At 43.1% G+C, this 19881-nt stretch carries 22 protein-coding genes; 8 read left to right on the plus strand and 14 right to left on the minus strand.

The genetic code is table 11. The features are described from left to right. Positions 1 to 494: 494 nt before the first annotated feature. Together groL and GFB48_RS05265 are read right to left on the minus strand one after the other, a co-directional pair. Positions 495 to 2138, minus strand: a complete 1644-nt coding sequence (gene groL, locus GFB48_RS05260) for a chaperonin GroEL (RefSeq protein ID WP_163932195.1) — start codon at positions 2136 to 2138, stop codon at positions 495 to 497. A gap of 20 nt (positions 2139 to 2158) precedes the next feature. Next, the gene (locus GFB48_RS05265) at positions 2159 to 2449 is read right to left on the minus strand and encodes a co-chaperone GroES (RefSeq protein WP_163932198.1); all 291 of its coding nucleotides are present in this window, start codon (positions 2447 to 2449) and stop codon (positions 2159 to 2161) included. Between the two features lie 170 nt (positions 2450 to 2619). Here GFB48_RS05265 and GFB48_RS05270 point away from each other — a divergent pair, with 170 nt between their 5' ends. Continuing rightward, positions 2620 to 3948, plus strand: coding sequence for an MATE family efflux transporter (locus GFB48_RS05270; protein WP_163932201.1), 1329 nt, complete (start codon positions 2620 to 2622; stop codon positions 3946 to 3948). Here GFB48_RS05270 and GFB48_RS05275 read toward each other — a convergent pair. Next, positions 3935 to 4444, minus strand: a complete 510-nt coding sequence (locus GFB48_RS05275; protein ID WP_163932204.1) for an FxsA family protein — start codon at positions 4442 to 4444, stop codon at positions 3935 to 3937. The genes GFB48_RS05270 and GFB48_RS05275 overlap by 14 nt on opposite strands. A 163-nt stretch (positions 4445 to 4607) precedes the next feature. Here GFB48_RS05275 and cutA point away from each other — a divergent pair, with 163 nt between their 5' ends. From cutA to GFB48_RS05290, 3 genes are read left to right on the plus strand one after another with little or no spacing between them, the layout of a single operon-like run. Next, complete coding sequence (cutA, locus tag GFB48_RS05280; protein WP_163932207.1) at positions 4608 to 4913, plus strand: divalent-cation tolerance protein CutA; 306 nt, start codon at positions 4608 to 4610, stop codon at positions 4911 to 4913. Further along, the gene (locus GFB48_RS05285) at positions 4910 to 6685 is read left to right on the plus strand and encodes a protein-disulfide reductase DsbD (protein ID WP_163932209.1); all 1776 of its coding nucleotides are present in this window, start codon (positions 4910 to 4912) and stop codon (positions 6683 to 6685) included. Before cutA ends, GFB48_RS05285 begins: the two co-directional genes overlap by 4 nt. A gap of 9 nt (positions 6686 to 6694) precedes the next feature. Next, positions 6695 to 7708, plus strand: coding sequence for a hypothetical protein (locus tag GFB48_RS05290; protein WP_163932212.1), 1014 nt, complete (start codon positions 6695 to 6697; stop codon positions 7706 to 7708). A 16-nt stretch (positions 7709 to 7724) separates the two neighbouring features. On the opposite strand, the gene chrA is transcribed toward GFB48_RS05290, so the two are convergent. Beyond that, positions 7725 to 8876 carry a chromate efflux transporter gene (chrA, locus tag GFB48_RS05295; RefSeq protein ID WP_163932215.1) on the minus strand — a complete coding sequence of 384 codons (1152 nt, stop codon included), beginning with the start codon at positions 8874 to 8876 and terminating at the stop codon, positions 7725 to 7727. 103 nt (positions 8877 to 8979) lie between these two features. Between chrA and GFB48_RS05300 the strand changes: the two genes are divergently transcribed. Beyond that, the gene (locus GFB48_RS05300) at positions 8980 to 9381 is read left to right on the plus strand and encodes a thioredoxin family protein (protein WP_163932218.1); all 402 of its coding nucleotides are present in this window, start codon (positions 8980 to 8982) and stop codon (positions 9379 to 9381) included. 7 nt (positions 9382 to 9388) lie between these two features. Here GFB48_RS05300 and GFB48_RS05305 read toward each other — a convergent pair whose 3' ends face one another. Both GFB48_RS05305 and rhlB read right to left on the minus strand, forming a co-directional pair. Continuing rightward, positions 9389 to 10291, minus strand: a complete 903-nt coding sequence (locus GFB48_RS05305) for an exopolyphosphatase (RefSeq protein ID WP_163932221.1) — start codon at positions 10289 to 10291, stop codon at positions 9389 to 9391. Then, positions 10291 to 11577: an ATP-dependent RNA helicase RhlB gene (gene rhlB, locus GFB48_RS05310; RefSeq protein ID WP_163932224.1), complete on the minus strand. Its 1287-nt coding sequence runs from the start codon at positions 11575 to 11577 to the stop codon at positions 10291 to 10293. The genes GFB48_RS05305 and rhlB overlap by 1 nt, the downstream gene beginning before the upstream one ends. A 216-nt stretch (positions 11578 to 11793) precedes the next feature. Here rhlB and trxA point away from each other — a divergent pair, with 216 nt between their 5' ends. The 3 genes from trxA (at position 11794) to GFB48_RS05325 (ending at position 14255) form a co-directional block, all read left to right on the plus strand. Further along, on the plus strand, positions 11794 to 12120 hold the full coding sequence (trxA, locus tag GFB48_RS05315; RefSeq protein WP_163932226.1) for a thioredoxin TrxA: 327 nt from the start codon (positions 11794 to 11796) through the stop codon (positions 12118 to 12120). A gap of 211 nt (positions 12121 to 12331) precedes the next feature. Further along, the gene (gene rho / locus GFB48_RS05320) at positions 12332 to 13603 is read left to right on the plus strand and encodes a transcription termination factor Rho (protein WP_163932229.1); all 1272 of its coding nucleotides are present in this window, start codon (positions 12332 to 12334) and stop codon (positions 13601 to 13603) included. Between the two features lie 115 nt (positions 13604 to 13718). Further along, positions 13719 to 14255 carry an outer membrane beta-barrel protein gene (locus tag GFB48_RS05325; protein ID WP_163932232.1) on the plus strand — a complete coding sequence of 179 codons (537 nt, stop codon included), beginning with the start codon at positions 13719 to 13721 and terminating at the stop codon, positions 14253 to 14255. Between the two features lie 48 nt (positions 14256 to 14303). On the opposite strand, the gene GFB48_RS05330 is transcribed toward GFB48_RS05325, so the two are convergent. The 8 genes from GFB48_RS05330 to gspG are packed head-to-tail and all read right to left on the minus strand — an operon-like array spanning position 14304 to position 19876. Further along, the gene (locus GFB48_RS05330; protein WP_163932234.1) at positions 14304 to 15056 is read right to left on the minus strand and encodes a type II secretion system protein N; all 753 of its coding nucleotides are present in this window, start codon (positions 15054 to 15056) and stop codon (positions 14304 to 14306) included. Between the two features lie 3 nt (positions 15057 to 15059). Continuing rightward, positions 15060 to 15539, minus strand: coding sequence for a type II secretion system protein GspM (gspM, locus tag GFB48_RS05335; protein ID WP_163932236.1), 480 nt, complete (start codon positions 15537 to 15539; stop codon positions 15060 to 15062). Between the two features lies 1 nt (position 15540). Continuing rightward, entirely contained in the window at positions 15541 to 16746 is a 1206-nt protein-coding gene (gene gspL, locus GFB48_RS05340) for a type II secretion system protein GspL (RefSeq protein ID WP_163932239.1), read from the minus strand. Continuing rightward, positions 16743 to 17726 carry a type II secretion system minor pseudopilin GspK gene (gspK, locus tag GFB48_RS05345; RefSeq protein WP_163932243.1) on the minus strand — a complete coding sequence of 328 codons (984 nt, stop codon included), beginning with the start codon at positions 17724 to 17726 and terminating at the stop codon, positions 16743 to 16745. Before gspK ends, gspL begins: the two co-directional genes overlap by 4 nt. Next, entirely contained in the window at positions 17719 to 18441 is a 723-nt protein-coding gene (gene gspJ / locus GFB48_RS05350; protein ID WP_163932246.1) for a type II secretion system minor pseudopilin GspJ, read from the minus strand. The genes gspK and gspJ overlap by 8 nt, the downstream gene beginning before the upstream one ends. Continuing rightward, the gene (gene gspI / locus GFB48_RS05355) at positions 18422 to 18790 is read right to left on the minus strand and encodes a type II secretion system minor pseudopilin GspI (protein ID WP_163932249.1); all 369 of its coding nucleotides are present in this window, start codon (positions 18788 to 18790) and stop codon (positions 18422 to 18424) included. Before gspI ends, gspJ begins: the two co-directional genes overlap by 20 nt. Continuing rightward, entirely contained in the window at positions 18790 to 19434 is a 645-nt protein-coding gene (gene gspH / locus GFB48_RS05360; protein WP_163932252.1) for a type II secretion system minor pseudopilin GspH, read from the minus strand. The genes gspI and gspH overlap by 1 nt, the downstream gene beginning before the upstream one ends. 1 nt (position 19435) lies before the next feature. Next, a complete protein-coding gene (gene gspG / locus GFB48_RS05365) occupies positions 19436 to 19876 on the minus strand; it encodes a type II secretion system major pseudopilin GspG (RefSeq protein WP_163932255.1) in 441 nt (146 codons plus the stop codon). Between the last annotated feature and the right edge of the window lie 5 nt (positions 19877 to 19881).

Consider the following 19881-nt stretch of genomic DNA (forward strand, 5'->3'; position numbering starts at 1 on the left):
GGCTCCAAATATTTTAACGTATTTTACGCTGAATAAAGCTCAAAAGTGCAAGGCACTTTAGGGCGACGTTAAATTACTAGAAAATAAAAAGCCTCTAAATGCATCGCATTTAGAGGCCCAAAAAAATTTGACGTATTTTGCGCTGAATAAAGTTCGTTAGTGCAAGGCACTTTAGGGCGACGTTTAGTTCGCTAAACGAGTCCTAAAGTAACGCCGCAATAACAGCTTTAGACAAGCAAATGTATTTCGCAGGAGAAATTAATCGAGTACAAGACGCTTGCTGCCGACGTTTAGTTCGCAAACGAGGAGCAAAGCCGCTCAGTAACTACTCTCAACAAAAAAGCCCCTAAATGCATCGCATTTAGAGGCCCTAAAAATTTTAACGTATTTTGCGCTGAATAAAGTTCGTTAGTGCAAGGCACTTTAGGGCGACGTTTAGTTCGCTAAACGAGTCCTAAAGTAACGCCGCAATAACAGCTTTAGACAAGCAAAAATTACATCATACCTGGCATGCCACCCATACCACCCATGCCGCCCATGTCTGGAGCAGCTGCCGCTTCTGGCGCAGGGATATCAGTCACCATAGCTTCAGTGGTAATCATAAGACCCGCAACTGACGCCGCGTACTGCAATGCAGAACGGGTTACTTTCGTTGGATCGAGAATACCCATCTCTAGCATGTCGCCATAGGTGTCATTACCGGCGTTGTAACCGTAGTTACCTGTACCGCCTTTAACGTTGTTCGCCACAACTGACGCTTCTTCACCTGCGTTAGCAGAAATTTGACGCAGTGGCGCTTCCATCGCACGTAGGGCAATTTGCACACCATGAGCTTGGTCTTCGTTGTCTGTATCAACGCTTAGCTTGCTAGCAACACGTACAAGTGCCACACCGCCGCCAGGAACCACACCTTCTTCTACCGCTGCACGGGTAGCATGTAGGGCATCTTCAACGCGATCTTTCTTCTCTTTCATTTCTACTTCTGTTGCTGCGCCAACCTTAATTACCGCAACACCGCCAGCAAGTTTTGCCATGCGCTCTTGCAGCTTTTCTTTGTCGTAGTCAGAAGTGGTTTCTTCGATTTGAGCTTTAATTTGGCTGACACGGCCTTTAATTTGCTCTTCATCGCCTAGCCCATCGATGATAGTGGTGTTGTCTTTCGAGATAACCACACGCTTAGCCGTACCTAGGTCTTCTAGGGTCGCTTTTTCTAGCTCTAGGCCAATCTCTTCCGAGATTACGCTACCGCCAGTTAGAATAGCGATGTCTTGTAGCATTGCCTTACGACGATCGCCAAAGCCTGGGGCTTTAACTGCAGCAACTTTAACGATACCGCGCATGTTGTTCACAACTAGGGTTGCTAGTGCTTCACCTTCAACGTCTTCTGCTACGATAAGTAGTGGCTTACCGGCTTTTGATAGGCCTTCAAGGATTGGCAGTAGCTCTTTAATGTTTGATACTTTCTTATCAACTAGAAGGATAAACGGTGAGTCTAGCTCTACTGTGCCAGCTTCAGCGTTGTTGATGAAGTATGGAGATAGGTAACCGCGGTCAAACTGCATACCTTCTACTACGTCTAGCTCGTTCTCTAGAGCCTGGCCTTCTTCAACGGTAATTACGCCTTCTTTGCCTACGCGATCCATTGCTTCTGCAATGATATCGCCCACTAGCTTGTCAGAGTTTGCAGAAATGGTACCAACCTGAGCAATCGCTGCGCTGTCTGCACATGGTTGCGATAGACCTTTTAGCTCTTCAACTGCAGCAACCACGGCTTTGTCGATACCGCGCTTAAGATCCATTGGGTTCATGCCTGCAGCTACCGCTTTTAGGCCTTCAGTGACAATCGCTTGCGCCAGTACAGTTGCAGTAGTGGTACCGTCACCTGCCGCATCGTTCGCTTTAGAAGCCACTTCTTTAACCATTTGTGCGCCCATGTTCTCGAACTTATCTTCTAGTTCGATCTCTTTAGCAACAGACACACCATCTTTAGTGATTGTTGGGCCACCAAAGCCTTTATCAAGTACGACGTTACGGCCTTTAGGACCTAAAGTTACCTTAACGGCGTTAGCAAGTACGTTTACGCCCGCTAGCATTTTTACGCGTGCGTCATTTCCAAATTTTACGTCTTTAGCTGACATGATGATTTCCTTATTAAAATTTATTCTACGATGGCTAGGATGTCTGATTCAGAGATGATCAGCACTTCTTCGCCGTCAACTTTCTCAGACTTAACGCCATAGCCTTCGTTAAAGATCACGGTGTCACCCACAGCAACATCTAGAGGTTGTACAGAGCCATTCTCAAGAATACGGCCTTTACCTACGGCAATAATTTCTGCGCGCGATGATTTTTCAGCAGCGCTGCCCGTAAGAACGATACCACCAGCAGACTTTGATTCCACTTCTAAGCGCTTAATAATGACACGGTCATGTAATGGACGAATTTTCATTAACAAACTCTCCTAAATGTTTTTATAAATTTAATTGATTTCCAGCATAGCTGGTTTGCAGTTGATATGGGGTTACTCGTGTCAATTACAAGGGTATACCCCTAAAAAATTTCGCAATTTTATTGGTTGCAGTTTACCATAATCAAGTTTTAAACCTTTTCGGAAGTACTATGCCAACCAGCCACCGATTAACCACAGAGCCAACTCTGCCCTTGTTGGTGCGGATGTCTCTACCTAATGTCATTGGTATTCTTACCATTATGACTTTCGGCTTGGTGGATGTTTTCTTCATTAGTCAACTCGGTTCTGAAGCCCTTACCGCCATTGGCTTTACCTCCCCTGTAACTCTTATGATAAGCGCGATAGCCATAGGTATAGGAGCAGGGGTTTCTGTTGGCTTTTCCAGATTGCTAGGAAAAAAACAAGTTGTGGAAGCCAAGCGCTATTTACAGGATGCTTTACTCTTAACGTTATTACTCATCGGTTTAATTAGCTTACTTGCCTATTGGGGATTAGAAGCTGTTTTTAGTGTACTTGGTGCCCAACCAAGCACTATCGCTTTAATTGAGCAATACATGCAGTATTGGTGCATTGGCGCTCCTTTACTCGCATTAATGATGGTATCAAACCAAGCTTTAAGAGCGCTTGGTGATGCTCATTTAGCGGCGATTATCATGGCAATAGCTGGAGCCTTAAATGCCATATTAGATCCCTTACTTATCTTCGGTATTGGGCCTTTGCCACGATTAGAAATAGCGGGGGCAGCCATTGCCAGCATGATTGCCTGGCTGTTAACCACCTTGTTAGCAGGCTTAATTTTAAAAAATAAAAAACTGCTCTTTAGCTCCTTAAACAACGTCAAGCAAACACTAGCCAATTGGCAAGCACTAGGACATGTCGCCCGTCCTGCAGCGTTCACTTCCACGTTAAACCCTATTGTTAATGCCATTTTTTTAAGTATTTTGGCCGGTTTTAATTCTCAGGCCGTTGCCGCTTTCGGTGCCGGAATCCGAATTGAATCCTTGTTATTGATAGGAATTACCGCATTAAGCTCTTCTTTAATGCCATTTTTGGCACAAAATCTAGGAGCTGGCCACAATGAACGGGCTAAACAGGCATTGCTGGGCAGCATTCATTTTGTGCTGCTATTGCAAATGATTATTTTTTTGCCCGTGCATATATGGGCAGAAACCATCGCTAAAGTATTCAGTAATGATGCTTTAGTTATTGAGTATTTAAGTTTCTACCTGAAATGGCTGCCACTGGCTTACGGACCATTAGGTATCGTGATTTTGGTTGCTAATGCCTTAAATGCCTATCACCGCCCAATTGCAGGCCTAGTCATTAATGTTTGTCGTTTATTTGCGGTGATGCTGCCACTAGCTTGGTTAGCCAGTATCTGGTTGGGGGCGAAGGGCTTAATGCTCGCTTTACCAATAGGCAACTTGGCAATGGGTATTGCCTGCTACCTATTGGCCAGAAATATTAGTGAAGGTTAGGTCGATTATTATCGTCATCTTTGCGACTGTATTCGCCTTCTATTACATCACCATCTTTTTTGGATTGCTGTTCGAAAGGGTTTTGACCAAACTGGCCGTGGCTATGAAAACTGCCATGAGTACTAAAGCTATTACTCATTGTGATATTTATCTTAGAAAGAAAATACCAAGCAATGGGTTTGCGAGTTAGCGGCGTAAGCATTACCAAGCCAATAAAGTCTGTGATAAATCCAGGCGTCACCAACAACACTCCAGCCACTGCTAACATTACCGCCTCAACCAGTTCTTGAGCAGGAGCAGTACCGGCCTGCAATTGTGATCGAACCTTCATAAAGGTTTTCAGGCCTTCATTGCGAACTAGGTTTGCCCCTAATAGCGCCGTCAAAATGATTAATAAAATGGTGTTTAGACCACCAAGCGCTTCGCCCACTTGCAGCAGCACGCTGATCTCAAGAATAGGCATAATCACAAATAACAAAAACAACAATAAGCGCATAAGGGCTCCTAAAAGTAAATTGCCCTACTTAGATGGGGGGTAATACAAAAAGTTTCAAGGTGTAGCCATCTTGAAGCGCTAACTAAACTTGCAGGTAGTCACAAAAATCCACTAAGTTATACACAATTTCCACAGATAAAAGCCCCCTATGAATGAACACTCTATGATAATCTGTAGTTGCCCTGATGTAGATAGCGCCAAAGCTATCGCCTCAACACTACTTGAAAAACAACTGGTCGCTTGTGCCCAAATACTGCCTCAAATGATTTCAATGTATGTCTGGAAAGGGCAACTTTGCCAAGACAGTGAGGTCCAATTGCAATGTAAAACACTTAATGGGCACTTTGGTGCCATAGAAAAAACCATCCTGAGCTTGCACCCGTATGATGTTCCTGAGATCATACAAGTTCCGCTTAATAACGGTTTGGCGGATTACCTAAAATGGATAAACGATAATTGCCCTTTATGAAACGCTTAGTAATTGCTTTAGTTGCCTTAATTGGCCTGATAAATCCTGTCACGGCTGATAGCCTATTTGATTCTAAAAAATTTAACCTCTTTGGTAACCAAGCCGAACTGCTGCCGGTCGACCGTGCCTTTGTGTTTGATTCGATACAACTGGGTAATCAAGTATTAGTACGCTTCGAGATTCAAGAAGGCTATTACCTGTACCGCGACAAGCTCGAGTTTAAGGGCGTAAATGCCGAGTTAGGTAAGATAGATTTACCTGCAGGCGAATCCCACTTTGACGAGTTTTTTGGCGAGCAGGCGGTATTTTATAAGGGCGTTGAATTTTCGATTGATTTAGCCAACGTTAACGATCAGGGCCAAGTTGAAATTACCTTTATGGGCTGCGCTGAGGGGCGCTTATGCTACCCTCCGACCAAAGTAGTCGCCCAAGTCACGACTAATGAACTTACTTATTCTACCCAAGAACTCGCTGATAAACAGACTGTAAGTCGCGTTGCAGGCACCCAAGTTACCACAGCAACCAGCTCAAGTCTGGCAGATCTGCTGTTAAGTGAAAGTACAGTATGGGTATTGGCCATCTTTTTTGCCCTAGGCCTAGGCCTAGCCTTCACCCCTTGTGTATTCCCAATGTACCCCATTCTGGCCAGCATTATTGGCGGCCAAGGGGGCAAACTATCGATTAAAAAAGGTTTATTGCTATCGTTTACCTATGTGCAGGGTATGGCAATCACCTATTCACTATTAGGCCTTGTTGTCGCTTCCGCAGGGCTTCAATACCAAGCTGCACTGCAGCATCCAGTCTTACTGATTTCATTAGCACTGCTGTTTGTGGTGCTGAGTTTATCCATGTTCGGAGTTTATGAGCTCACCCTACCCGCCAAATGGCAACAAAAAATCGATGGCATTTCCCAAAACCAAAAGGGAGGCAAGTTTACCGGCGTATTCCTAATGGGAGTGCTATCAGGCCTGATTGCATCGCCATGTACTACGGCACCACTCTCAGGTGCGCTACTTTATGTGGCGCAAACTGGCGATATGCTATTGGGCTTCTTTGCGCTTTACTTACTCAGCCTAGGTATGGGTGTGCCTTTACTGTTATTTGGTGCCAGCGGTGGCAAATTACTGCCAAGGGCCGGTGCTTGGATGGATATTGTTAAGGGCAGCTTCGGCTTGTTATTACTGGCGGTGGCCATCCTCTTTATTGAGAGAATGTATGTGGGCATCTGGACCGACGTACTGTGGGCACTACTGGGTATTGGTGCCATTGCCTTTTGGTATCACCACAATAAGAACACCCAAGCCAGTTGGCATAAAAGCACCAGGGAAGTACTGCTATTTACCTTAGTCGTTATCGGTGCGCTAGCCATTAACAATAAGTATTTTGCTACCAGCAGCCAACAAGTTGTTGCCCATAGCCAATTTATACAGGTTAAAAGCCTAGCCGATGTGAAAGCGCAACTTGCTAAAGTTCAAAATTCTGGCAAAGTAGTAATGCTCGATTTTTATGCAGATTGGTGTGTCGCCTGTAAAGACTTTGAACACCAAACCTTTAATGCCCCTGAAGTACAGGCAAGGTTTGACAATATGCTATTACTGCAAGCCGATGTCACCGCCAATGATGAAACTGATATTGAGCTACTGGAACACTTTAATATTTTAGGGCTGCCAAGCATTATCTTTTTTGATGAGCAAGGTAACTACCTACAGCAACAAACTGTTACCGGTTTTATGAATGCTAATGACTTTGGTGCCCATCTAGATAATTTGTAAGGGAATTCAATGCACAGGGAAGTGTTAAAGATAGGTACCTTTAAAGACAATATAAAAAGCATCTTTAGTACCATTGCCAATAATTCTAGAGGCCTTTTTGAAAGCTTAGCCAGCAAACCTAAGACGATATGGCATAAATTAAATTTCAGCCAAAAATGCTATTTACTGGCATTTGTCATCCCTATTTTACTGTTTCCTGTCACTGTAACTATCAACCTTACTTTTGTTTTTAGCACCCTCGCCTGTATTGGTCTCATTTATGAATTACAAATAATTTTCCGGAAGGTATGGGATACCACTATAGGGCGCGGTCTACTTATTTTTGGCTACATTTTTGGTACCAACCTCACCCTTGCTCTATCAGCTCAGTTAATTAACATTACCACTGGCGTTGAACCAACTGCACTAACCTATAGCCTGACCTTTACGGTCATGGTATTAGCCCCATTTTGGTTTACCGCTTTCTCGATAGCCTGCATGCTAATACTACTTATCGTGCTTATTATTATGATGCTGTTTAGTCCGATCCTGCACTTGGCCCCGATTCAAGAAGATGCACTCTTTCTAGATAAGCACTACCGGATTCGCAGTATGTTGGCTCGACTTATTCTGATCCCGGTTGCCATGATTTCCTTATTTAACATAGTGCAAGACCTTTACACCACCGCGGAAGAAAGTGAAAAAAATAAGGAGCAGATAGAAAAGATAGTTGAGGGTATTGAGCAAAAGCAATCTGTACTTGCAAAAGAGCTTAATCAGCAACAAGTTGTTGTTTTAAATGAAGCGCCATCATCAGAGCAGTTGAAGGAAATGCAAAACATGAATACAGGGATCCCTAAAGGATTAACTCAAATGGTGGCGCACTTTGTTTATTATTTTGAAAGCTATGCACACAGTCACTGTGAGCTAGAGCCTAAGCAGCACCTGATCTCAATTAATGAATTTGAAATGCTGTTTATCACCCCTGATAAACAGCAGCCATACGGTTATAAATTTGAGGTGGGTAAGTGTCAGCCTAAGTAATCTGCCCCTTCAAAGACTACAACAACCAATGCGCAGCCTGAGTCGCCAGTACAAAATAGCCAATTAATGCCAGAATAGGCAGCTTAGCAATACGCAATAGACCAAAGCCCAAAACCACTATGGCAGCGTCAACGTCTGAAACGACCGAAGAGGTAAAAATGGGTTGATATAGCGCAGCAATTAATAGCCCCACTACTGCCGCATTAATAGCTGCAGCGGCACCTGCGAATACTGGATTGTTCGCCAGCGATTGCCAGCTGTTAAAGAAAGCCACCACTAACAACAGTCCAGGCAGAAATATCGCCAATGTCGCCACTAATGCGGCGATGATTGGCATATCGGGATTGGCCTCAAAACCTAAAAAGGTAGCGAGGGTGAACATAGGCCCAGGCACCCCTTGGGCAGCCCCATAACCCGCTAAGAAAGCATCACTAGATAACTGCTCGCCGACGATATTTTGCAATAGCGGTAACACCACATGGCCGCCACCAAATACTAATGCCCCCGCCTGATAAAAGTCATTAAACAAGCCCGCAACAGAGCCTTGACTGACCATAAATGGCATCGCCACAAAAAGACCCGCAAATACGCTTAACGCCAGCCAGTTTGGCATGATGGTTTTAGCTTTACTATGACCTTCTTTGTCTTTACCCAACCATAGCGAACCGATCACCGCCGCCGCTAACAAGCCAAGCATTTGCGTCGATAGTCCAGGTAACAGCAACATCAGCACCGCCATAGCTAAGGCAATAAACTTAGTGCGTTTTTGCTTACAGAAGCTGCTCCACATACCAATAATGGCATCACTGACTACCACTACAGCCAATAGCTTTAAGCCATGAATAATTGCCATAAACCATTCATTGCTTAGCAATGATTGGTTTAGCGTGGCAAACACCAGCATGATAATGACAGAAGGAATGGTAAACCCTAAAAAGGCAGCTAGGCCACCAAGAATACCGGCTCGCTGATAACCTAAAGCAAACCCCACCTGTGACGAACCTGGCCCAGGCAAAAACTGACTCAAAGCCACCATCTGGGCATAATCTTGCTGACTTAGCCACTGACGTTTTTCAACGAACTCTTTGTGAAAATAGCCAATATGAGCAGCTGGGCCACCAAAGCTTACCCAGCCTAATAAGAAAAAGCGTTTAAATACTTCAAACATAGTCACTCTTTATAATTTTTATGGAACAGGTCATGTTAGCAGTCACATATGACAACTGTATTGCATTACAATAGAGACATCTCAATTTTAGGAAATTGTCATTATGCTAGGCAAACTTACCCCAGAACAATTATTAACCCGTGAAGACTTAGCCCAAAAGGCAAAGCAATATCAAGCCGATAACGAGGCAATTAGCCAATTATCTAAAATTACTGATGAAATTAAAATTGTGCAAATTACTGGCCTTTGGTGCCCAGATTGCATCCGAGACACACCAGCACTGATTGCAGTGTTACAGCGGGCAGCTAATGCCAATATTAAGCTTGAATTTATTGGCGTAGACCGAGCTAAAAAAGCCCCGAACGATGCCCTTGCTGACTATCAATTTGAACGGATTCCAACAACGATAGTAATGCTTAATAATCAGGAAGTCGGTAGGATAGTAGAAAAAGCTCAAGACAGCCTTGAGCAAGATTTATTTAATATTATCAAGCAAGCGCTTTGATCGAAGTTTAAATGCGCTGCCAATTAGCCAGTAAGCCTTCACGCAGCGCACCTTTAGAAAGCGCAATATGTTCAAACTTCAGAAGTTCGATTAGCGCGGTTAGCTGCATCAAGGCCGCACAATAAGTAGGTTGTCGTTCTAGCGATAAACCTTCTACTTCTGGGGTCATCCAGTTTTGACCAATGACTTGGCTATTTAATCTTTTCAAAATGTCATCAGTGATCTTATTTCCCAAGTTTTGAGCTTGCATAACTTCGATCACTGATTGTATGGCCCCTGAACGACCCACACAAACTAAGCCAAGGTGCTGTTTAAGCCAAGGCGCCTGTTGATTGATATGCAGGGAAATTTGTTGTTTTACAGTTTGATATGCTTGCTCGGTTATTATTTTAAAATCAGCTTGATAGCTGCGATTAATTTGCACCGATCCAAAATCTAAACTAACTAGGTGTTTAATCTGATGATTATTGCCAATAATAATTTCAGTCGAAGCACCACCAATATCGAGCACGGCATGATCCGCACTATCCGTGATTCCGCTTCCTAAAAAAATAAACTCGGCTTCTTGCTCGCCACTAATAATAACAACAGGAACAGGGAGGTAAGTAAGCGCCAACTTACAAAAATCATCTTTATTGCTAATTTGGCGTAAGGTCGCAGTCGCTAACACACGGGTACGCTCGGCAGGTATACCATGCTCAATCAGCTTCGAATTAAACCATGCTAAGCAATCTAAACCACGCTTAGCAACAACGTCGCTTAAGCTTAAATCTGCACTAATGCCTTCAGCCAAGCGAACTTTTTGTTTGTATTTAGCGATTTGTTCGATCCGGCCATCAATCTCTTGGGCCACTAACATATTAAACGAGTTAGAGCCCAAGGTGATAACGGCAAAGCACGGCTGGGTCATTAAGATTTATGCTGCCTTTGACGTGGTTTGTTTGCTGAATTACTACGATTACCGCCACGAGCTCGACTTGCCGGCTGTGGTTTACGGTATAAACGTGTAGGTGCAGGCAGGTCTGAGATTAAAGCATCAGCATCATAGTTACTTACAGGAATGGCATGTTCAATGTAAGTTTCAATGTCTGGTAAGTTTAATGCGTATTCTTCACAGGCAAAGCTGATTGAATGTCCCGTCGCCCCTGCTCGGCCAGTACGGCCAATTCGGTGAACGTAATCTTCACAGTCATCTGGTAGATCGTAGTTAAATACATGGGTCACATCTGAAATATGTAGACCACGGGCAGCAACATCTGTCGCGACTAACAGATCGATTTGACCAGAAGTGAATTGCTCTAAAATCTTGAGACGTTTCTTCTGTGGCACATCACCAGTCAGCAGACCTACACGATGGCCATCGGCATCAAGTTGACCCCAAACTTTCTCACAACCATACTTGGTATTAGAGAAAATAATCGCCTTATCTGGCCATTCTTCTTCAATCAAGGTACACAGCAATGCCATTTTGTCTTGCATCGAAGGATAGAATAGCTCTTCTTGAATTCGCTGCCCTGTCTTGCGCTCAGGTTCAACCTGAATATGCACAGGATCTTGCATATGCTCATAAGCTAACTCTTGCACTTTCATCGACAGTGTTGCCGAAAACAACAAGTTTAGTCGTTGCTGTGGAGCAGGCATACGTCTGAATAAATAACGAATATCTTTAATAAAGCCTAAATCAAACATGCGATCAGCTTCATCAAGTACCATTACTTGCACACCATCAAGCTTAAACGCACCTTGCTTATAGAAGTCAATCATGCGACCTGTTGTACCAATGAGGATATCTACACCTTGGTCTAACACTTCACGTTGAACTTCATAACCTTCACCACCATAAACAATGCCCATCTTAAGACCTGTAATGCGGCTAAGGTCTTTACCATCCTTATGGATTTGAATGGCTAGTTCACGAGTTGGCGCCAAAATTATGGCTCTTGGTTGGTTTTGAGTACGACCTTCTACTGCTGCAGTATTCATTAGATGATTAAAAGTCGAAACTAGGAAAGCCAAGGTTTTACCGGTACCCGTTTGCGCTTGACCGGCAATATCTTTGCCATCAATTGCTAGGGGTAAGGTGCCAGCTTGGATCGGGGTGCAGAACTCAAATCCCGAAGTCGCCAAAGCCTCAGCTACTTTTTCATGTAAGCCAAGTTCGGAAAATTTCTGCGTTGATAAATGTGTGCTACTCATGGCGCATAGAATACCAGTTCCAGTATAAAGAAGAAACACTAACTTACTTGTTAAACATTAACCGCACAAGATTACTCAAAACATATAGATATCATATGGTTAAGAAAAAACTGCGCTACTAACAATACTTGCTTATAGGCAATTTATATCTTTATGCCTTGAATTATTAGCAATAAATCTCCATATTCACAATATAAATAAACTTTGGAGCCAATAATGAGCGATTTAATCCTACACCTTAACGATGCAAACTTTGAAGAAACCGTAAACAGCAGTGAACTTCCTGTACTGGTTGATTTTTGGGCTCAATGGTGTGGTCCTTGTAAAATGATTGCACCAATTCTTGATGAAATCGCAGCAGACAACCAAGGCAAAGTTGTGGTAGCTAAAGTTGATGTTGATGATAACAGAGAAGCGCCAGCGAAATTTGGTGTCCGTGGTATTCCGACACTAGTGCTTCTTAAAAACGGTGAAAAAATAGCGACTCAAGTAGGTGCCGCCTCTAAAACCGATCTGCAAAAGCTGATCGATGAAAACCTTTAAATTTAAGTTTCTATTTTGAATTTTTTGCACCTTTAGCCGCTAAAGGTGCAATTTCTTTTGTAAAGCACTGGACGATTTCCGCAGTTGGTGCTAATTTATTAACCAGTGTTTCATTTCACAAACCTTCTCAACTATCCAGCATGTTTCACAAACCCTGTAGGATAATAACTGTGGTGACTGACCACCCAATCACAAACAAGACTTCTCTATAATGAATCTAACTGAACTTAAGAAAAAATCCGTAGCCGAACTAGTAAACATTTCTGAATCTATGGGTTTAGACACCCATGCCAGAGCTCGTAAACAAGACATTATTTTTGCTATCTTAAAAAATCACGCTAAAAGCGGTGAAGACATTTTTGGTGGCGGCGTATTAGAAATCTTACAAGATGGCTTTGGTTTCTTACGAAGTGCAGATGCATCATTCTTAGCTGGCCCTGATGATATATACGTTTCTCCTTCACAGATCCGTCGTTTTACACTAAGAACGGGGGATACCATCTCGGGTAAAATTCGCCCGCCCAAAGATGGGGAACGCTATTTTGCCCTATTAAAAGTTAACGAAGTTAACTACGACCGCCCAGAAAACTCTCGCAATAAAATCCTTTTCGAAAACCTTACCCCCCTGCATGCCAATGAGCGTTTACGCATGGAACGAGGCAATGGCTCGACTGAAGATATTACGGCTCGTGTTTTAGACTTAGCAAGCCCAATCGGTAAAGGTCAACGTGGTCTCATTGTCGCGCCACCTAAAGCGGGTAAAACCCTACTACTACAAAATATCGCTCAATCTATTGCCTACAACCATCCAGAATGTGAGTTAATGGTACTACTTATTGATGAGCGTCCAGAGGAAGTAACCGAAATGACTCGCCTAGTTAAAGGCGAAGTAGTCGCTTCAACCTTTGATGAGCCGGCTTCACGTCACGTACAAGTAGCTGAAATGGTGATTGAAAAAGCTAAGCGCTTAGTAGAGCACAAGAAAGACGTAGTTATTCTACTTGACTCTATTACTCGTCTAGCGCGTGCCTACAACACGGTAATTCCTTCAAGCGGTAAGGTACTAACGGGTGGTGTCGATGCTAACGCTTTACATCGTCCTAAGCGTTTCTTCGGTGCAGCCCGTAATGTTGAAGAAGGTGGCAGCTTAACCATTATTGCTACCGCGCTAGTAGACACTGGCTCTAAGATGGATGAAGTGATTTACGAAGAATTTAAAGGTACTGGTAACATGGAACTGCACCTGTCTCGTAAGATTGCTGAGAAACGTGTATTCCCTGCTATTTACTTTAATAAATCAGGAACTCGTCGTGAAGAACTGCTAGCTAAGGCCGATGAACTGCAAAAGATGTGGATTTTGCGTAAAATCATCCACCCAATGCAGGAAATTGAAGGTATGGAATTCCTAATTGATAAATTGGCTATGACTAAAACCAATGATGAATTCTTTACTGCCATGAAACAAGCTACAGCCAAGAAATAACTGATTTAAAAACATTTATTTACAAAGCACTCCATTTGGGGTGCTTTTTTTTTATATTCAGTTTAGCGCAAGCAAAATACGCTATTGTCTGCTAAAAATTCTTATGGGAAACATTATGAACAAAGTGATTTTTGCAGCCTTGGTGGCTATGCTGCCGTTCCATTCACAAGCCTCAATTTTTCACGAAGGTTTGTATGCCGGTGTTGAACTGAATGAACAGCGCAGCCATATCAATGGTATCTATGACAGTAATCACAGTACTGGGCTTTATGGCGGTTTAAATCTCAATGAGTCTGTCGCCTTAGAAGCTGGCTATCATTCTTTTGATTTAAACGGCAGTGGCTTGTGGGGTGATACCAAAGTACTGAGTTTTGCTCCGGTAATGTCATTTCCACTGAATGCAAATGTAGCAACTTATTTAAAGTTCGGTCTGGCTAGCGTAACCAGAAATGTCAGAGGTAAAAGTGCTTATGATCATCAACATGGCTTTGGCTATATGGCTCAAGCTGGCATTAAAGCCTCGTTGTCTCGTGGTATTGTGATGCGTGTGGGCTACCATTATTTAGAAACAAAATATCATCACAGTTACTATCACTATCCATTCAACACTGAGCGTTCAGGCTTAGCGATGGGCTTGCAATTTCAGTTCTAAGCGAACCTTATCCCCGAATATTAAGGCCTCTTATGAGGCCTTAATCGTTTATATGGGAAGCTTTCCTTGATAATCAATTTGATAGCGACCATTGACATCAGGCTTACCTAACATAGTTAAACCTTGACGTAATTTCTCGGGCTGTTCGCTGGTGACACCGATACTACCGACCACTTTATATTGTTTATCCGTTACTTGTAGCTGAGCTTGCAAACCTAATTGATTGTGGTTTTCTGCAATAGCCAAATTAACATTGCCTTGTTTACATGATAATACAGCTTGCACATTACCTAGTGGAAACTGGCCGAAACCATTATTCACCTGTAACTGTTGTACTTTAATATCACCCGCTAACTGCATGCACCATGGCTGCCCCTGACTAAATTCTGCTATATCAACCGACAACGCGCCACTTAGCTTGCTATTGAGTAATAGTTTTTTTCCGGCAACCAGTTGCGCCAATGGGGCCTCAAACTGCAGATCTTGCAATTTAGCTCCATTCAATCCATAGGCCATCTTTAGTTGACCTTTTAATTTTGAGTTGAATTTCCCAAATTTCATTTCTGCGGCTAATTCACCGGTCAATAATGACCATGGATTTAGGGTCCAACTCACCTGCTCAATCGAAATATTATCAATCGCAATAGAAGAAGATGCTCCAGACCAGAGCGTGCCGGTAACCCCGTTAAAGCTGATATTCTTAAGCTTAAGATTATTAGTAATAAATTGCGCTGGAAAGCTCGCCAATAAAAACACCAAGTAAACCACAATGGCTAACACTATCCATTTTACTTTAGACATTAATTAAGCCCCTTTTGATATTTGCAAACGTCTGACTTTAACCATTCCCGCTGCATCAGTATTACTAAAATCAATACTTTCTATGGTAATGCCATAATTGGATGTGAGTTCTTGTAACCAATTTAATAAATCATCAAAGGCAACATCATCAAGCCATAACTGCAGCTGCTGTTGCTGTGGCTGCATTCTAGCGATACCAATACCAAAATTTTTAGCAGTACTATTAACAATACTATTAATAGAGCCTGTGCCGGCTTGATTTTTACTTCCACCAGCTGCTTGAAGGGAGGCTATTTTATTACCAACTTGTTGGACATGCAGTAAGGTTCTTTGTTGCTGCTGCATCTTGTTATATGCCGCCTGTTCAGAACCCGTTAAAGGTTGCCATACACCCACATAAAAAATCAGTATTGCTAACGCTGCTGCAGCAATCATTAGCAGCTTTTGCTCCTGCTGGCTCAGCGCCTTCCACCATTGTTCCATGTTACAGCTCCGTAATCGTAATAGTGCCGGTGACCAAACCATCATTTTGACTCATTGAACCCACCTTTAATTTAAAGTTCTGAGCAGCTAACTGTTGGAATGCTTCTACCTCAGCAAAGCTGTTAGCGCTAACTTGCAACCTGAGTTCATTACGTTTGTTATCAAAGCGCATGCCTGTTGGCTTTAATTGCTTAACCTGGGAAAACGCCTGGCTAAGCTGTTCTAACATTGACAGGAATTGCCCACCACCATTACCGCCATTGAGTTCTGATAATTTTTTGTCTATTTGCCTCTTTACCCCAATTATCCTTTTCTCTTGGGGAAACAACTGCCTATATGTAGCTTCCGCTTGTTCTTTATAGGCTTGTGCTTGCTGGTTATAGTGGTATTGATTAACGCCCTTGTTAACCAAGGCTAGCCCCAGACAAACACTGGCCGCAATAGCGACCTTTTTCCAAGGAAGTAAGTAATTACTAAAGTCACTCTTAGGTGCATAAACCCCTGATAATAAATTAATATCAACCTGGTCGACACCTTTAGCAAGTAATAACATTGGTAAATCGAGCTGTTGTTGCTCTACCGACATCATGGGCACTTCAAGAGGTGAATACGCCTCAATTACTGGAATCGGTTGCTCATCGTTAATCGCGGCTTTAACCGTTCGTTGAGCGACCATAGGAAACCAGTCAGGTGCGATTACCATACCTTTAGACTTAGCAGTCTTAATGAGATACTTGCCGTTTATCTCTAACACACTCCAGCAACCCATTTCTGGAGTTGGCAGCGCTAATGCGTCTGGCACAATGCGGTTTGGTTGGATTTGAGCATCAGCCAACCAGCTCAACCAAAGTTGCATCTGCTGGTGATTAACCACACAAACATCAACTTGATTATTTACTACCTTAGTCGCACAAAAATGTAATTGCTCAACACTTTCAGATAGCTCATCTTCAAGCATAAAAGGTAACGCCTTAAGCGCTTGGCGAGTTCCTTTCTCAGGCAATTGAGCACTTAAAATAGAGGTCGTCTGTGTTGGTATCAATACATCAACAGGTTTATCAAGGGCATGGCCTTTAAGCCTATTTAATTCTTGGATATTAACCAACTCACCTGATGCAATAATTTCTTGCTCAGCATGGTTGTAAACCATCCAGTTACAGCTTTGATTAGGCTGCGCAGGTAAATGCAGATATAAACGCTCACTCATTGCTGCCCTCCTAATTGGCGACTTAACACTTTCATTTGATTGTTATTACTCTTTTTTAAAATGCTGCTGAGCAAAAATACATTCCCATCAATTTGGACACCAGCTTGCAGCTCAAAATAGTCGCTGCTGATCACCAAAGTACTCTTTACGTTGGCCTCTAAGGCATTGCTATCAACCCCAGAGTCTTGCCAAAAATCATTGAGACTATCCCAACCCTCAGCCGGTCTGCGACTGATAATATTCGCAGCTTCATCAACAGTCACAGCACCAAGTAGCATTGCCGATAGTATTGCCCCGTGCTCTTGATCAAGGGTATTCACATTTAACACTTGCGACTGGTTGCCAGGGATAGCACACACCAAATCCTTGATCGCAAAATAGGTTCGTTCATTTATACCTAAAATCGATCTCAATTCACTTTTATGTTGTAGTAAGGTATTCGCTGCTCGATATGGAATTGGCCTTGCTTCATAGTCAGCATCTTCTGCTCCATAAGGCGCGGTTTCTGAATCTGAATCCACAAAATCCGCAATCCCATGGCTTAGCTGTTCTGCTGCCGCACCGTTTAACTGCAAAGATTCTAATAGACTCTGAAGCTGTCTTGTAGCTAGTGCCTGCTTAGACAACTGTTGTTCGGCATTGCTCGGGGCTTGCGCTAATGCATTGACATTAAAGCAAGCGCGCATATCTTTAATCTTACCTGCAAGTTGTGCCTCATCAACTGGAAAAACAATATTGTCACTGGCCCAAAATTGCTGCAAATTAACCTTTCCTTTAGCATCATCTAAATCTTGTTTAAGCACTTTTTTAGCAAGTTCTTCAGCAGAAATGGCATACCAATATCCCTGCTCATTGTTCGCCATATGCATGGTGCGCTTGAGGGCTAATTGAGTACGACCGGATATTTCTACCGCCACTGTGGCTAAAATAGCCATCACCATCAGCACCAGTAACAGGGCAACCCCTGTTTGCTTATTCATTGACAGCCCCGCCTGCACCGTTAGGATTGTTTGGGTCGCTATTCCCATCTGGGTTTTGCTCACCTTCCCCAGCTTCGTTATATTGTTGCTCGGCCACATCAGCACTTAACATGGCATCAGGCAGTAAAAACTTCCTTAACAGCTTATGATTATTTTCAAACTCTATCTCAATGGCCACACCTTGGGGCAAATTAAGCATATCGGTTTTATTTTGCCAACTGCCATCTAAAAAGAAAGCATAATTAACCTCAAGCACACCCTCAAGCAACACAGTCACAAAAGGCTCGACCCCAGTAACTGCTTCTGGATAAATATAATGTAAGCGTTCAAGTTTATTTTCCCTAACCCGATAAGCGACGCTTTGCAAAGATCCCCTAGGTAACATGCCATCACCATTAGACCAGCCCAAGCGGTGGAAAATTAATTCCTGGGAGTCTGAATCGAGCATTCCAGTACCATGCATAAATACTTGGGTACCATGTTCTTCTTCACCCCGAAAAGTACGAGCGACCATTTGCCCCAAGTCTCGCTCAATTACGGACATCCCCTGTTGCCAACCTTTTAGGCGAACTTCAAATGCCTTACTTTTATCATTATTATTAACTACCGTGCTCAGTACACTATTAGTAGCTAAACCAATCATGGCCAGAATCGCAATAGCAATGATCACCTCAATTAGGGTGAACCCCTGCTGCTTAGTTGTTATCGCTGACATAACTACTCAGTTCTACAACCACAGGATTCATATTTTGATTCGGACTCACGCTAATATTAATACGGCGGAACTTGTCATCCATGGTTTTTACTACATTTTGGCGCCAATACCAGGTCTCACCCAACTGTTCGACTTCGCCACGTTTCTCACCAATAGCGGGAAATTTCTCGGTCAGTCTAATTTCAACCATTTGATTATTGGCTACCCAACTAGCGAAGGTGCGCTGTTCAAGTTTAGGAAGGTTGCGTGTCTGGGTCGATAAAGAAGACATTACTGCACTGGCCGCAGTAGCAAATACCGCCATCGCCACTAACACTTCTAGCAAGGTTAAGCCCTGTTGCTTCGCCATCAGCTTTCGTCCTCTAACTCACGACCCACTTTAACTCTTCCCATAGCATCAACATTGACCGCCTGCCAAATAGTGTCATCTTCTTGCCAAGACAGGACTAACTCAAAGGCACTCATTTCACCACTGGGTAAAATCAAAATTTGTGGTTCAACTTTCTTCTGCTTCTTTTGCCCATTAAAGCTAGCCTCTTCAAATGTCGACTCCCCAAGCCATGACTCCTCATCTTGCTCTTGTTCGGCTAAGGCTAGTCCTTCTACCTTTAACTGAGCAATCACCCCTTCAGCTAAGCGACTTTCAGCACGCATGGAAGGGTGATCAAATGCAATCCATTTAGGTTGTTCTTTTGAGGTTAACCCCTGGGAGCTAGAATTGGATTCAGGCTTGGCAAAAGGCTGATAATCTGGATTACGCACAACTAATTGGTAGCTATAGTCATCCATTTCTATGCCTAAAATCAGTCCGCCTAATACCGCCTGTTGAGAAGCGGATTCTAAAATAGCAGCAAGCTTTTTGGCTTCTTTATCAACTAACTGTTGTTCTTGGTCTGCAGCAAAATTTAAGCTCACCGTCATTGCGGCTAGTGACATAATTAATACCACTAACAATATTTCCAGTAATGTAAAACCTTGCTGCTTAACTTTCATATTAGTTGTCTTGTAGGTTCCAGTTACCAATATCGTCTTCAGTACCCACTTCCATATCTGGACCTGCACTAAAAATGTCAATCACGCCATTTTCACCAGGGCTTACCAGGTAATAATCACCACCCCAAGGATCCTGAGGCAGACGCATAATGTAACCACCTTCAGTATAATTGCGTGGCTCTGGAGAAATACTTGGCTTCTCGATTAGCGCTTCTAGACCCTGTTCAGTGGTTGGGTAACGACTGTTATCTAGCTTGTACATGTTGAGCGCTGATTCTAAGGTCGTGATATCGGTAACCGTTTTTTGGCGATCAGCCTTTTCCTTGTTGCCAAGCACGTTAGGCGCCACAATGGCCCCTAATAGACCGATAATTACTAGCACTACCATGACTTCTAGTAAGGTAAAACCCTGTTGTTTGTTAGCTTTTTTACGACTTTTCATATTGT

The organism is Paraferrimonas sp. SM1919 (assembly GCF_010993985.1).
In the GTDB taxonomy this organism is placed as follows: domain Bacteria; phylum Pseudomonadota; class Gammaproteobacteria; order Enterobacterales; family Shewanellaceae; genus SM1919.